At 67.2% G+C, this 13723-nt stretch carries 10 protein-coding genes; 8 read left to right on the top strand and 2 right to left on the bottom strand.

Annotated elements, in window-relative coordinates; genetic code table 11:
• Positions 1-365: 365 nt before the first annotated feature.
• From E1J61_RS15135 to E1J61_RS15115, 5 genes are all read left to right on the top strand, one after another.
• Positions 366-1535 (top strand): acyl-CoA dehydrogenase family protein, encoded by a 1170-nt coding sequence (locus E1J61_RS15135; protein WP_133094876.1) that lies wholly within the window; start codon positions 366-368, stop codon positions 1533-1535.
• Positions 1536-1547: 12 nt separating this feature from the next.
• Entirely contained in the window at positions 1548-2747 is a 1200-nt protein-coding gene (locus E1J61_RS15130; protein WP_133094875.1) for a CaiB/BaiF CoA-transferase family protein, read from the top strand.
• Between the two features lie 87 nt (positions 2748-2834).
• On the top strand, positions 2835-4217 hold the full coding sequence (locus tag E1J61_RS15125; RefSeq protein WP_133094874.1) for an MmgE/PrpD family protein: 1383 nt from the start codon (positions 2835-2837) through the stop codon (positions 4215-4217).
• Positions 4218-4227: 10 nt separating this feature from the next.
• A complete protein-coding gene (locus tag E1J61_RS15120) occupies positions 4228-5052 on the top strand; it encodes a CoA ester lyase (RefSeq protein WP_133094873.1) in 825 nt (274 codons plus the stop codon).
• A gap of 38 nt (positions 5053-5090) precedes the next feature.
• Positions 5091-5957 carry a MaoC family dehydratase N-terminal domain-containing protein gene (locus E1J61_RS15115; protein WP_133094872.1) on the top strand — a complete coding sequence of 289 codons (867 nt, stop codon included), beginning with the start codon at positions 5091-5093 and terminating at the stop codon, positions 5955-5957.
• An 842-nt stretch (positions 5958-6799) separates the two neighbouring features.
• Here E1J61_RS15115 and E1J61_RS15110 read toward each other — a convergent pair.
• Together E1J61_RS15110 and E1J61_RS15105 are read right to left on the bottom strand one after the other, a co-directional pair.
• Positions 6800-7771, bottom strand: coding sequence for a tripartite tricarboxylate transporter substrate binding protein (locus E1J61_RS15110; RefSeq protein ID WP_133094871.1), 972 nt, complete (start codon positions 7769-7771; stop codon positions 6800-6802).
• Between the two features lie 72 nt (positions 7772-7843).
• Positions 7844-9364 carry a class I adenylate-forming enzyme family protein gene (locus E1J61_RS15105; RefSeq protein WP_133094870.1) on the bottom strand — a complete coding sequence of 507 codons (1521 nt, stop codon included), beginning with the start codon at positions 9362-9364 and terminating at the stop codon, positions 7844-7846.
• 315 nt (positions 9365-9679) lie between these two features.
• Between E1J61_RS15105 and E1J61_RS15100 the strand changes: the two genes are divergently transcribed.
• The 3 genes from E1J61_RS15100 to E1J61_RS15090 all read left to right on the top strand — a co-directional run bounded on the left by E1J61_RS15100 (position 9680) and on the right by E1J61_RS15090 (position 13588).
• Positions 9680-10873 carry an acyl-CoA dehydrogenase family protein gene (locus tag E1J61_RS15100; RefSeq protein WP_133094869.1) on the top strand — a complete coding sequence of 398 codons (1194 nt, stop codon included), beginning with the start codon at positions 9680-9682 and terminating at the stop codon, positions 10871-10873.
• 13 nt (positions 10874-10886) lie between these two features.
• Positions 10887-12014, top strand: a complete 1128-nt coding sequence (locus tag E1J61_RS15095; protein WP_133094868.1) for an acyl-CoA dehydrogenase family protein — start codon at positions 10887-10889, stop codon at positions 12012-12014.
• Between the two features lie 194 nt (positions 12015-12208).
• Positions 12209-13588: a DUF1329 domain-containing protein gene (locus tag E1J61_RS15090; protein WP_133094867.1), complete on the top strand. Its 1380-nt coding sequence runs from the start codon at positions 12209-12211 to the stop codon at positions 13586-13588.
• The last annotated feature ends 135 nt before the right edge of the window (positions 13589-13723 follow it).

Here is a 13723-nt window from a genome sequence, read left to right as displayed (position 1 = left end):
GGAACCTCCCCGACAGTGCCGCCACGGGCCCGACCCTATATTGGAATCACCACGACTAGTGCAAAACAGGAGCTACACCATGCCCTACATCCTTGCCTGGCTACTTGGTGTCCCGGCCTTTGTCCTGATCCTGATCTGGCTGTTCGTACACTGATACCCACCCGCAGGCCCGCGCGTCTGCCTTTGAAGCGCCCCTGAAGCGCCCCCGGACGCCCGGCACAGCCGGGCGTCTTGCGCTATGCAACCAGGTGCACAGCGCGCCGCAAGCGCTTCCGGCGGCCCTAAGCCGCTCTTTCGCAAATCCGAATTTCGGCGGGCAGGGGGGTCGGGAATAATGGCCCCATTCGAAATAGACGGGGCCTCCCATGCTTGCAGAACAGGATCCGGAACTGCTGTATCCCGAAATCCGCGAGGCCGTGCGCGACCTTTGCGCCGGCTTCGATTCGGCATACTGGCAGCGCGTGGAAGAGCAGGAAGCCTTTCCCGAGCGGTTCGTGCAGGCGCTGACCCAGGCCGGCTGGCTGTCGGCCCTGATTCCCGAGGCCTACGGCGGCTCGGGCCTGTCGCTGACCGCGGCCTCGGTCATCATGGAAGAAATCAACCGCAGCGGCGGCAATTCCGGCGCCTGCCATGGCCAGATGTACGTGATGGGCTGCCTGCTGCGCCACGGCTCCGAGGGACAGAAGCGCCGCTGGCTGCCCGGCATCGCCTCGGGCGAACTGCGCATGCAGTCGATGGCCGTGACCGAGCCCACCACCGGCACCGACACCACCAAACTCAAGACCACCGCGGTGCGCCAGGGCGACAAGTACATCGTCAATGGCCAGAAGGTATGGATTTCGCGCGTGCAGCACTCCGACCTGATGCTGCTGCTGGCGCGCACCACGCCGCTGGACCAGGTCAAGCGCAAGTCCGACGGGCTGTCGGTGTTCGTGGTCGACCTGCGCGACGCCATCGGCAAGGGCCTGACGGTCAAGCCGATCCGCAATATGGTCAACCACGAGACCAACGAGCTGTTCTTCGATAACCTCGAAGTGCCGGCCGCGAACCTGATCGGCGAGGAAGGCAAGGGCCTGAAATACATCCTCGACGGCCTCAACGCCGAGCGCATCCTGATCGCCGCCGAGTGCATCGGCGACGGCTACTGGTTCGTCGGGCGCGCCAGCAACTATGCGCGCGACCGCATCGTGTTCGACCGCCCGATCGGCCAGAACCAGGCCGTGCAGTTCCCGATCGCGCGCTCGTACGTCAATGTCGAGGCCGCCAGCCTGATGCGCTACAAGGCGGCGCGGCTATTCGATGCCGGCAAGGCGTGCGGCAAGGAAGCCAATATCGCCAAGCTGCTGGCCGCCGATGCCTCGTGGGAAGCGGCCAACGCCTGCCTGCAGACGCACGGCGGCTTCGGCTTTGCCGCCGAATACGACATCGAGCGCAAGTTCCGCGAAACGCGCCTGTACCAGGTCGCGCCGATCTCCACCAACCTGATCCTGTCCTACGTGGCCGAGCACGTGCTCGAACTGCCGCGTTCGTTCTGAGGTTTTTTTCGCATGTCCCCCAATAACTCCAAGGGCATCCGCCCGCTCGACGGCATCCGCGTGGTTTCGCTGGAGCACGCGGTTGCGGCCCCCTTCGCCACGCGCCAGCTTGCCGACCTTGGTGCCCGCGTCATCAAGATCGAGCGTCCCGGCGTGGGCGACTTTGCGCGCGGCTATGACCAGTCCGTGCACGGCCAGGCCTCGTACTTTGTGTGGCTCAACCGGGGCAAGGAAAGCCTGACCCTGGACCTGAAGGATCAGGAGGCGCAGGCCATCCTGCACCGGCTGCTGGCTGATGCCGATGTACTGGTGCAGAACCTGGCCCCCGGCGCGGCCGCGCGCATGGGCCTGGACTTCGACAGCCTGCACGGCAAGTACGACAAGCTCATCGTCTGCGACATCTCGGGCTATGGCGACTCCGGCCCCTATCGCGACAAGAAGGCCTACGATCTGCTGATCCAGGCCGCCGCCGGCCTGGTGGGCCTCACCGGCGGCCCCAACGAGCCGTCGCGCGCCGGCGTTTCGATCGCCGACATCTCGGCCGGCATGTACGCCTACAGCGGCATCCTTTCGGCGCTGCTGCAGCGTGGCCGCACCGGCAAGGGCCTGCGCGTGCAGGTGACCATGCTCGAGGCGATGGCCGAGTGGATGAACCAGGTCCTCTACTTCGGCCACTACGGCGGCAAGCCGCCGGCGCGCTTCGGCGCTTCGCATCCGACCATCGCCCCGTATGGCGTGCATCGCACCGGCAACGGCAGCGTGATCTTCAGCGTGCAGAACGAACGCGAGTTCGCCAGCTTCTGCGAGATCGTGCTCGGCAACCGGGAACTGGCGCAGGACGAACGCTTCTCCAGCAATACGGCCCGCGTGCGCAATCGCCCCGAGCTCACCGCCATCATCGAAGCGCGCTTCGCGTCGATGACCGTGGCGCAGGCCGAGGCACTGCTGGACGAGGCGCAGATCGCCAATGCCCCGATGAACGACATCGAGGGCGTATGGAACCATCCGCAGTTGCAGGCACGCCAGCGCTGGCGCGAAGTGGCCACCCCGGGCGGTCCGATCGGCGCGCTGCTGCCGCCCGCCAACCTGTCGGGCGTGGAACCTGTCATGGGCGACGTGCCGGCACTGGGCGCGCACAGCCGGCAGATCCTGGCCGAGCTCGGCTATGCCGATGGCGACATCGCCGCGCTGGCCGACAAGCAGACCATCTGAAATCGAACACACCACGCCCGGCCATCTCGCAACTGAGCCCCGGGCTTTTTCCATTTCCACGAAATCCAATTCCGCATCGGAGCCTGCATGAGCCAAGCCGCAGACACCAACTACCCGACCCGCCAGCTGTGCCAGTTCCTGGCCGACTTCAAGCTGGCGGACGTGCCCGCGCCCGTGATCGAGCGCACCAAGGACCTGTTCCTTGACTGGATCGCCTCGGCCATCGCCGGCAAGGACGCACCGGCCGTGCGCCGCCTGCAGGAATTCGCGGCCGCCATGGGTCCGGGCCAGGGCGACGCCGAAGTGCTGGTCGACCGCCGCCGCACCTCGCCCTACTTCGCCGCGCTGATCAACGGCGCTTCGTCGCACGTGGTCGAGCAGGACGACGTGCACAACGGCTCGGTGCTGCACCCGGCCGCGGTGGTGTTCCCGGCCGTGGTGGCCGCGGCGCAGGCCGAAGGCAAGACCGGGGCCGAAGTGCTGCTGGCGTCGATCGCCGGCTATGAGGCCGGCATCCGCATTGGCGAGTTCATGGGCCGCTCGCACTACACCGTGTTCCACACCACCGGCACCGTCGGCACGCTGGCCGCCGCTGCCGCCGTGGCCAAGCTCTACAACCTGGATGCCGAAGGCATCAACCAGGCGCTGGGCTCGGCCGGTACGCAGGCCGCAGGCCTGTGGGAATTCCTGCGCGACGCCGCCGACTCCAAGCAGCTGCACACCGCCAAGGCCGCGGCCGACGGCCTGCAATCGGCGTGGCTGGCGCGCGCGGGCTTCACCGGCGCGAAGCAGATCCTGGAAGGCAGGCAAGGCATGGCCGCCGGCATGTCGAGCGACGCCGATCCCGCCGCGCTGACCGACGGCCTGGGCACGCGCTGGGCCACCGCCGAGACCTCGTTCAAGTTCTTTGCCTCGTGCCGCCACACGCATCCGGCAGCCGATGCACTCAAGGTGCTGATGCAGCGCGAAGGCCTCAGCGCCGACCAGGTCGCCAGCGTCACCACCCATGTGCACCAGGGCGCGATCGACGTGCTCGGCCCGGTGGTCAACCCGGTCACCATCCACCAGGCCAAGTTCTCGATGGGCACGGTGCTGGGCCTGGTCGCCGTGCACGGCCACGCCGGCCTGGCGGAATTCGAGCAGCACGCGCTGCGCGATGCCAAGGTCGTCGACTTCCGGGAGAAGGTCACGATGGAACTCGACCCGGAGATCAACGCCGCCTACCCGCGCCAGTGGATCGGCCGCGTCACGGTGAAGACCACCGACGGCCGCACGCTGGCCGCACGCGTGGACGTGCCCAAGGGCGACCCGGACAACACCCTGTCGCGCCCCGAGCTGGAAGCCAAGGCGCTGCAGCTGGGCGCGTTCCGCAACGGTGCCAGCGAGGCCGAGATGCGCGCCATCATCGCGCGCGTGTGGGCACTGGAGCAGGCGCCCAACGTCAACGACTGGCTGCCCGCCGCACGCTGAGGAACGCTGCATGACTACTGCCGTCACCTACCTGTTCGTCCCCGGCGACCGGCCGGAGCGTTTTGACAAGGCCGCCGCCGCGGGCCCCGACGTGATGATCCTCGACCTCGAGGACGCCGTGCACCCCGACGCCAAGCCCGCCGCGCGCGAGGCGATCGGCGCGTGGCTGGCGGGCAAGCCCGCCGCGCGCGCCATGGTCCGCATCAACGACAGCGCCTCGCCCGCGTTTCCCGCCGACCTGGCCTGGCTGCGCTCGCTGCCGGCCGGCACGGCGCTGGCCGGGCTGATGGTGCCCAAGGCCGAAGACGCCGCCGCGCTGGCACAGATCGCGCAGGCGCTGCACGCCATCAATCCGCAAGGTGAGCTGGTCGCCATCATCGAGACCGCTCTCGGCCTGCACCAGGTCGACACGGTGGCCACGGCCAGCGGCGTGGCACGGCTGGCGTTCGGTTCGCTCGACTATGCGGTGGACCTCGGCTGCAGCCACACCCGCGACGCGCTGGCGTTCGCGCGCGCCCGCATCGTGCTGGCTTCGCGCGTGGCCGGGCTGCCGCCGCCGGTGGACGGCGTCACCACCGCGCTGAAGGATGAAGCCGTGCTGGCCAGCGACGTCGCCTACGCGCGCGAACTCGGCTTTGCCGGCAAGCTGTGCATCCACCCGGCGCAGCTGGGCGCGGTGCGCGCAGGCTTCCTGCCCAGCGCAGAACAGCTCGACTGGGCCCGCCGCGTCCTCGAGGCCACCGCCAGCGGCAGCCATGCCGTGCAGGTCGACGGCAAGATGGTCGACCGGCCCGTGATCGAGCAGGCGAAACGCATGCTGGCGCTGGCGCAATAGCGCCCCGCCGTTCCTGTCCAACCCGAACCTGCAAGCCCATGACTGACGCCACTTCCGAACTCGAACGCCTGCGCGGCTGGATCGGCCGCAGCGAATCGCGCACCGAAACGCTGTCGCCCGAACCGGTGATCGGCCTGGCCGCGACCTTCGACCTCGACCCCGAGGCCGTCGCCGCCGGCCCGCTGCCGCCGCTGTGGCACTGGCTGTATTTCCTGCCGCGCGCGCAGCAACGCGACATCGGCCGCGACGGCCACCCGCACCTCGGCGGCTTCATGCCGCCGGTGCCGCTGCCGCGCCGCATGTGGGCCGGCAGCGAACTGACTTTCAGCCATCCGCTGCATATCGGCGATACCGTCACGCGCACCTCCACCATCGCAGACGTGCAGTACAAGACCGGCCGCAGCGGCGAACTGTGGTTCGTCGCGGTCGACCATGAACTGACCGTCAACGGCAAGACTGCGATCAACGAGCGTCACGACATCGTCTACCGCGCCATGCCGGACCCGTCCAAACCGCAGCCGCCGCGCCCGCGCCTGGAACACACCGCGCAATGGCAGCGCACGCTGCAGGCCGACCCGGTCATGCTGTTCCGCTATTCGGCGCTGACCTTCAACGGCCACCGTATTCACTACGATCGCAGCTATACCCGCGATGTTGAAGGGTATCCCGGCCTGGTGGTGCATGGGCCGATGCAGGCCATGCTGATGCTGGACCTGGTGGCACGCGAGCAGCCGCAGGCGCGCGTGAAGCGTTTTGGGTTCCGGGGGCTGGCGCCGCTGTTTGATCAGGACACCATCACCGTTGGCGGCGCGGCCGATCCGGAGCAGGCTGGCCGGCTGGTGCTTTGGACGGGCGATGATGCTGGTGGGCAGGCGATGCAGGGGTGGGTGGAGATAGAAGGGTAAAGGTAGAGGCGGGGGCGGCGCTGTTGATGACATGCTGTCGGCCGTTTTAGCGCCTGCTATCGCTGTTGATGACATGCTGTCGGCCGTTGAACCGCCTGGTTCCGCCCTCCTGGGCGGGTCACTTTTTGGCCGAGCGCCAAAAAGTAACCAAAAAGCGCGTCGCCTGCGGCTGGCTGAGCCAATTTGGCGCTTCTGGTCATATGGGCGGCGTTGGTCTCAGTGAGGCGTGGTCGCGGTTCTACCCTGCTACGCCAGGTGAGTGAGTGTGGGTGCCTGACGAAGACCCACTTTTGAACTATCCCCAGGACGGGTGTAGGCCGCCTGCTCCCCGCGGTATCGCATCATCGCCTACGGCTGCGCTGCGCGCGGCTCAGTCTCGCGGGTGAAGTGCCATGGCACGAACCCGCATCGCTTCGCTCGCTGGGCGTGGCGGCAATGGCCAGGACGAGATCGGTCGCGCTGCCGCCTTGGGCCCGCGCGTAGCGCAGCCGAAGGCGTCCCACCAATATGGCATGCAGCAGGCGGCCTACGCCCGGCATGGGGATTGTTCAATAGCCGGTTAACGCCAGGCACTATCCCTAACTCACCTGGCGTTAGCAGGCTCGAACGGGCACCCAAGCCAAACGGAAATCACCATCGCCTGAACCACCCGCGCCGCCAAATTGATGGCCAGCCGCCCAGGCGACGCGTTTTTTGGTTACTTTTTGGCGCTCGGCCAAAAAGTGACCCGCCCAGGAGGGCGGAACCAGGCGGTTCAACGGCCGACAACATCAAATCAAAGGCGCCATGCACGGGCACGGCGAAAGGACGCCGAGCTAACCGTAGCGCCCCCAAAATCCCCCTCAATCCGCCTGAATCCCCGCCTTCTTCACCACCCCACCCCACAACGCCAACTCCCGCTGAATGCGGTCGCCAAGCGCCTTCGGCGTGCTGACATTCACGTCATACCCACCCGCCGCCATGCGCTGGCGATACGCCGGATCGTCCCCAATCGCCTTCTGCGCCTTGACCAGCTTGTCGACCACATCCGCCGGCAGCTTCTGCGGCCCCACCAGCGCATACCATCCAGTCAGGTCATAGTCCTTCTGCCCCGACTCGATCATGGTCGGCACCGTGGGCAGCGCCGGATTGCGCGTCTTCGACGTGACCGCCAGCGCGCGCACCTTGCCGCCGTTGATATGGCCGATGGCGGTGCCGGTGATATCGAACATGAAGGTCACCTTGCCGCTCATCACGTCAGCCATCGCCGGCGAGTTGCCCTTGTACGGCACGTGCAGCATCTTCACGCCATTCATCTGCGCCAGCAGTTCCGCCGACAGGTGGTTCGATGCGCCTACGCCGGCCGAGCCGAACGAGACATCCTGCGGATGCTTGCGCGCGTAGTCGACCAGCTCCCCGACGTTCTTTGCCGGGAAATCCTTGTTCACCAGCAGCACGTTGGTGTAGTCGGTGATCAGGCCGATGTAGGTGAAATCCTTGACCGGGTTGAAGTTGACCGAACGCTGGATCAGCGGAGTCATGGTCATGGTGGGGCTGGCGACAAAGTACAGCGTATAGCCATCCGGCGTCGCCTTGGCGGTCATGTCGGCCGCGATGGCACCGCTGGCGCCGGCGCGGTTGTCCACCACCACCGGCTGCTTGAGCACGCGGCCCAGCTGCTCGGCGTAGATGCGCGCGGCGGTGTCGACCGGGCCGCCGGGGGCATAGCCCACCAGCAGCTTGACCGGCCGCGACGGGTAGGCGTCCGACGCCCAGGCCGCGCCCTGCAGCAGCAGGGTCGTGGTCAGTGCCGCCAGTGTGGTCCAGGTTTTCATTGTTGTCTCCTCCAGGTAGGGCTGAAATGCCCGGGCCGGCGTATCACGCCAGCCCGGTAAAAGGATTCGGGCTCAGTCCAGCAGCGCACGCAGCGGCTGCTTGAGCAGCTTGCCGCTGGCAGTCGTGGGAATGACGTCGACGGTGCGGATCTCTGCCGGGCGCTTGTACGGGGCCAGGCTTTCGCGCAGGTAGGCGTCGAGCGCCTTGGGATCGACGCTGGCGCCTTCCTGCGTCTCGATAAAGGCAACCACCTCCTCGTTGCCGTCGCTGGCGGGACGCCCGACTACCGCCGACTGGCGCACGCCGGGGAAGGCGTTGATCACCGACTCGACTTCGATCGGATAGACGTTGAAGCCCGAGCGGATGATCAGGTCCTTGGAGCGGCCGGAGATAAACAGCGCCCCGTCAGCATCCAGGTAGCCAAGGTCGCCGGTATTGAGCCAGCCGCCGGGCAGCAGCGCCTCGGCGGTCTGCTCGGGGTTGCGGTAGTAGCCGAGCATCACGCCCGGGCCGCGCACGCGGATCTGGCCGCGCTCGCCCGCGGGCAGCGGCGTGCCGGCATCGTGGGTGATCTCGATCTCGACGCCTTCGACGATGTGCCCGGCCGAGCAATCGGCGCGCGGCGCGTCCATGCGCGTGATGAACAGCGAGCCGGCATATTCGGTGATGCCGTACCCATGGTGCAGCGGCTGGCCGAACAGCGTCTCGACGTCGCGCTTGAGCGTTGGATCGAGCGGCGCGCCGCCGGTGTAGAGGTAGCGCAGGCGCGGATACTTGCCCGGGCCTGCGCCGTGCTGCGCCGCCACCGCCAGGATGCGCGTAAACATGGTCGGCACGCCCTGCAGGATGGTGACGCCCGGCGATGCCAGCGCCTCGAACACGTCGTTGCCGTCGAAGCGCGGGCGCAGGAACAGGCTGGCACCGGCGTAAAGGGTAGCCATCAGCACCGTGGCGATGCCGAAGATATGCGACATCGGCAGTGCCCCGTAGGCCACGTCCGCCTGCCCCATGTCGCGCGAGGTGGCGGAGATGCGGGCAAAGTGCGTCAGGCCGACATGCGGCACCATCACGCCCTTGGGCGCGCCGGTGGTGCCGGAGGTATAGATCAGCGTGGCGACCTGGCGCGCCTGCTCGCTGGCCACGCGTTCCGGCGCGCTGGCTGCGCGCAGTGCGAGCATGCCGTCGGCAAAGACGGGGCAGGCGCTGGCCTGCGCGCCGAGCCGCGCACCGTGCGCGGCGGCCACGTCGGACACATGGCCGGTGAACAGCACCAGCGCCGGCTGGGCGTGGTCGCGGATATTGTCGATTTCGCGCGCGGACAAGCGCGCGTTGACCTGGATCGGCCAGGCATGCAGCAGGCTGCTGGCGAACAGCGTCACCACCATCTCGTTGCAGTTCTCGCCGACCATCATGACCCGGTCGCCTTCGCCCACGCCCTGCGCCGCCAGCCAGTCGCGCGCCGCTTCGATGCGCTGCCACAGTTCGCCATAGCTGATCACGGCGCCGCTTTCGAACAGGCAAGGCGCGGCGGGCGTCTGCGCGGCCCAGTGGCGGGGGATATCGTGGATGTATTCGGGGCGGAAGGAAGACATGCGGCTGGCTCGTTCGGGATACGGCTGGGTTGGCGATGCTTGCCGGCGGCAAATGCGCCGGAATGCACCCCGACGCACTTGAGCAGGCCGCGCCAGTTTGCGCCAAGGCTGCCTGTCGCGGTATTTGGAATTGGCTAAGGCCGTGTTCGTCCACGCCGCCACCACCCGGCTCAGGTGGTTCCGCCGGCACGAAGGGCGACTTTATGATTGATAAAGCAATGGAGAACGCCCCGCGCCCTACAATCGGCCGGCACACCTAGGGCTGCACCGGTTGCTTGCCAGCAGCGGACGCCCGCGTAACGAGGGGACATTCAGATGGATTTGCGTTTCACCGCCGAGGAACAGGCCTTCCGCGAGGAAGTCCGCGCTTTCGTGCAGGCCAGCCTGCCGGAAGACATCCGCAACAAGGTGCTCAACCACCAGCGCGTCGAGAAGGACGATTACGTCCGCTGGCACCGCATCCTGCAGGCCCACGGCTGGGGCGCTCCCACCTGGCCCACGCAATGGGGCGGAACCGGCTGGACCGCGCTGCAGCGCCTGATCTTTGAAATCGAGACGTTCCGGGCCGGCGCGCCGCGCCTGCTGCCGTTCGGCCTGACCATGATCGGCCCGGTGCTGATGAAATACGCCAGCCCCGAGATGCAGCAGCGCTTCCTGCCGCGCATCCCGGGCGTGGAAGACTTCTGGTGCCAGGGCTATTCCGAGCCGGGCTCCGGTTCCGACCTGGCCTCTCTGAAGACCCGCGCCGTGCGCAAGGGTGACAAGTACATCGTCAACGGCCAGAAGACCTGGACCACGATGGCCCACTTCGCCGACTGGATCTTCTGCCTGGTGCGCACCGATCCCGATGCCAAGGCGCAGGAAGGCATCTCCATGCTGCTGATCGACATGAAATCGCCCGGCGTGACCGTACGCCCGATCAAGACGCTCGACGGCGGCCACGACGTGAACGAGACCTGGTTCGAAGACGTGGAAGTGCCCGTGGAGAACCTGGTCGGCGAAGAGAACCGCGCCTGGACCTACGCCAAATACCTGCTCGGCCACGAGCGCACCGGCATTGCCGGCATCGGCCACTGCCACCGCGAGCTGCGCCAGCTCAAGCACTACGCCAGCCAGGCCACCGATGGCGCCGGCCGCCCGCTGATCGAGGACGTGCGCATGCGCGACAAGATCGCCCGCGTCGAGATGGACATCATGGCGCTGGAAATGCTGCTGCTGCGCGTCGCCACGCAGGCCGCCGGCACGCCCGGACCGGAAGCGTCGATCGTCAAGATCCGCGGCTCGGAAGTGCAGCAGGACCTGGGCATGCTGATGATGGAAGTGGCCGGCCCCAACGCCTGGCCGTATTCGCCGGAGTGGCTCGAGCCGGGCGCCACGCAGCCGGTGTCCGGCCCCGAGTGGGCCGCCCCCGCCTCCTCTACGTACTACGACATGCGCAAGACCTCCATCTACGGCGGCGCGACCGAAGTGCAGAAGAACATCATCTCCAAGATGATCCTGGGTTTCTGAAGGGATAGCTGACATGGACTTCACCTACAGCGAAGAGCAACAGATGCTGGCGGACAGCCTGCGTCGCTTCATCGATACCGAATACACCTTCGAGGCCCGCCGCAAGAGCGCGCGCCAGGGCGAAAGCCTGGATCGCGGCGTGTGGAACAAGCTCGCCGAGATGGGCGTGCTGGGCCTGACCGTGCCGGCGGACTTCGGCGGCTTCGGCGAAGGCGCCGCCAGCCAGCTAGTGGTGCAGCGCGAGCTGGGCCGCGGCCTGGTGCTGGAGCCGGTCACGCCCAGCGGCGTGATGGCCGCCTCCATCCTCAACGCCTGCGGCAGCGACGCGCAGAAGCAGGAATGGCTGCCCGCGATCGCCTCTGGCGAGCGCATCGTCACGCTGGCCTACCTGGAGCCAACCACGCGCTACCGCCCAGAATCGGCCCGCGCCAGCGCCGAGCGCAGCGGCGACGGCTACGTGATCAGCGGCACCAAGAGCGTGGTCTGGCACGGCGCCGCCGCCGACGCCTACCTGCTGACCGCACGGGTATCCGGCAGCAACGAGATCGCACTGTTCCTGGTGCCGCGCGACAGCAAGGGCCTTGGCGTGACCGCCTATCCCACCATCGACGGCCTGCGCGCCGCCGACCTGTCGCTGCAGAACGTCACCGTGCCGGCCAGCGCACTGGTGGGCCAGGCCGCAGACGGCCTGGCGGCGCTGGGTGTCGGCCTCGAGCACGGCATCGCCGCGCTGTGCGCCGAAGGCGCGGGCGCCATGGAGAAGCTGATCCAGATCACCGGCGAATACCTGGGCACGCGCCAGCAGTTCGGCAAGCCGCTGGCCAGCTTCCAGGCACTGCAGCACCGCATGGCCGACATGCTGGTGCAGAAGGAACTGGCGCTGTCGATGGCCTACGTGGCGGCGCAGGCGCTGGATGAAACCGATCCTGCCGCGCGCCGCCGCATGCTGTCGGCCGCCAAGGTGACGGTCGCCCGCGCCGGGCGCTTTGTCGGCCAGCAGGCGGTGCAACTGCACGGCGGCATGGGCATGACCGACGAGCTGTCCGTGGGCGACTACTTCAAGCGCCTGACCATGCTGGACCAGCTGCTGGGCGACAGCGACTATCACCTGCAGCGCTTCGGCGAAGTGATGGAAGCCTGATCCGGCCAGCGGCCGCTGGCCGCCAGGTTGCTATGAGGCCGGGTAGTTACCCGGCCTCTTCTTGTTTACACCTCGCTCCGACAGGCTAGGGAAATCCACTAGTCCGTTCCAACGATTCCCGGCCGCGGCGCCGTCACTACCCTGTGACCACAGGCACGGGCGTCGCCGGCCATTCCCCTAGGAGCGAGACTGCAATGACATCCACTACACATAGACTGCTGCGCGGCAGCCTGCTGGTGACCAGCATGGCACTGGCCGCGGCAGCGTGGGCGAAGGTCACCCCCGAAGACCTCAAGCAGCTTGACGGCAACCTGACGCCGATGGGCGCGGAGCGGGCCGCCAGCAAGGACGGCGATGTGCCCGCATGGTCCGGCAAGTGGCTGGGCACGCCGCCAGGCGTCAAATACCAGCGCGGCGATCGCTATCCCGATCCGTACGCCGACGAAAAACCGCTGTTCGTCATCACGGCGCAGAACGTGGCGCAGTATGCCGAACGCCTGACCGACGGCCAGAAGGCGCTGTTCAAGAAGTACCCCGATACCTTCAAGATGCCGGTGTACGCCAGCCATCGCGACTTCCGCTACGAAGACACCGTCTACAAGGACGTCCGCACCTACGCCACCACCGTCAAGATGACGAGCGATGCCAACGGCCTGAAGGACGCGGGCCCGCAAGTGCCCTACCCGATCCCGAAGACGGCCATGGAGCTCCTGTGGAACCAGCGCTTCTCGTCGGCCGTCGGCACCGAGAAGGCGCAGTACGACCAGGCCGTGGTCTACCCGAATGGCTCGATCGCATGGGGACGGGTCTCGTACAGCATCCTCTCGCCGCGCAACAACGGCAAGTTCGACCCGCACAACACGCTCAACGAGCGCTCCTTCTTCCGCACTGCAACCGACCTGCCGCTGCGCGACCGGGGCCAGGTGATCGTGGGTTATGCCGTGTGGGACCAGGAAGGCTCCGACACCAACCGCACCTGGATCTACAACCCGGGCACGCGGCGCGTGCGCCAGGCGCCGGAATTCGGCTTCGACCAGCCGCAGGGCCCCGGCGGCTTCCGCACCGTGGATGACGACCGCCTCTTCAACGGCTCCGGCGAGCGCTACAACTGGAAGATCGTCGGCAAGAAGGAGATCTATGTCCCGTACCACAACTACAAGCTGCTGAGCACGTCGATCAAGTACAAGGACCTGCTGACCAACGGCCATGCCAGCCCTGACGTCATGCGTTATGAGCTGCATCGCGTATGGATCCTGGAAGCAACGCTCAAGTCCGGCTTCCGGCACCAGTATGCGAAGCGCGTGCTGTATCTCGACGAAGACACCTGGCAAGCCCTCGCCGCCGACAACTACGATGGCCGCGGCCAGCTGTGGCGCACCAACCTGCAGGCCTCGGTCTACGCCTACGATGCGCGCCGCTATCATCCGACCGCGGTGTTCTACCATGACCTGATTTCCGGCGCTTACTTTGCGGACCGCCTGACCAACGAAGGCCCGATGTTCCAGCTGAACAACAGCCCTGAGTTCACCGAAGCGTTCTTCTCCCCGGACGCCGCGCGCGGATCGGGTACCTGACCACATCGCATGATCCGGCCGGGCGAGTCTTCGCCCGGCCGCGCCACGTCTCCCCTTCCTTCCTCCTCCCTCGCCACTGCGCCGGCGTAGCCATGCGCCATAAGCCCCTCGTGGATTGGCCGCAAGCCCACCTTT

Origin of the sequence: Cupriavidus sp. L7L (assembly GCF_004353535.1) — a bacterium.
GTDB lineage: Bacteria > Pseudomonadota > Gammaproteobacteria > Burkholderiales > Burkholderiaceae > Cupriavidus > Cupriavidus oxalaticus_A.
Note: the sequence above shows the minus strand (reverse complement) of the source record. Positions and strands in the feature narration are given on the sequence as shown.

Coding starts and splice junctions, on each gene's coding strand:
- E1J61_RS15130 (WP_133094875.1), top strand. CDS start 1,548: ATGTCCCCCAATAACTCCAAGGGCATCCGCCCGCTCGACGGCATCCGC.
- E1J61_RS15095 (WP_133094868.1), top strand. CDS start 10,887: ATGGACTTCACCTACAGCGAAGAGCAACAGATGCTGGCGGACAGCCTG.
- E1J61_RS15100 (WP_133094869.1), top strand. CDS start 9,680: ATGGATTTGCGTTTCACCGCCGAGGAACAGGCCTTCCGCGAGGAAGTC.
- E1J61_RS15115 (WP_133094872.1), top strand. CDS start 5,091: ATGACTGACGCCACTTCCGAACTCGAACGCCTGCGCGGCTGGATCGGC.
- E1J61_RS15125 (WP_133094874.1), top strand. CDS start 2,835: ATGAGCCAAGCCGCAGACACCAACTACCCGACCCGCCAGCTGTGCCAG.
- E1J61_RS15105 (WP_133094870.1), bottom strand. CDS start 9,364: ATGTCTTCCTTCCGCCCCGAATACATCCACGATATCCCCCGCCACTGG.
- E1J61_RS15110 (WP_133094871.1), bottom strand. CDS start 7,771: ATGAAAACCTGGACCACACTGGCGGCACTGACCACGACCCTGCTGCTG.
- E1J61_RS15090 (WP_133094867.1), top strand. CDS start 12,209: ATGACATCCACTACACATAGACTGCTGCGCGGCAGCCTGCTGGTGACC.
- E1J61_RS15120 (WP_133094873.1), top strand. CDS start 4,228: ATGACTACTGCCGTCACCTACCTGTTCGTCCCCGGCGACCGGCCGGAG.
- E1J61_RS15135 (WP_133094876.1), top strand. CDS start 366: ATGCTTGCAGAACAGGATCCGGAACTGCTGTATCCCGAAATCCGCGAG.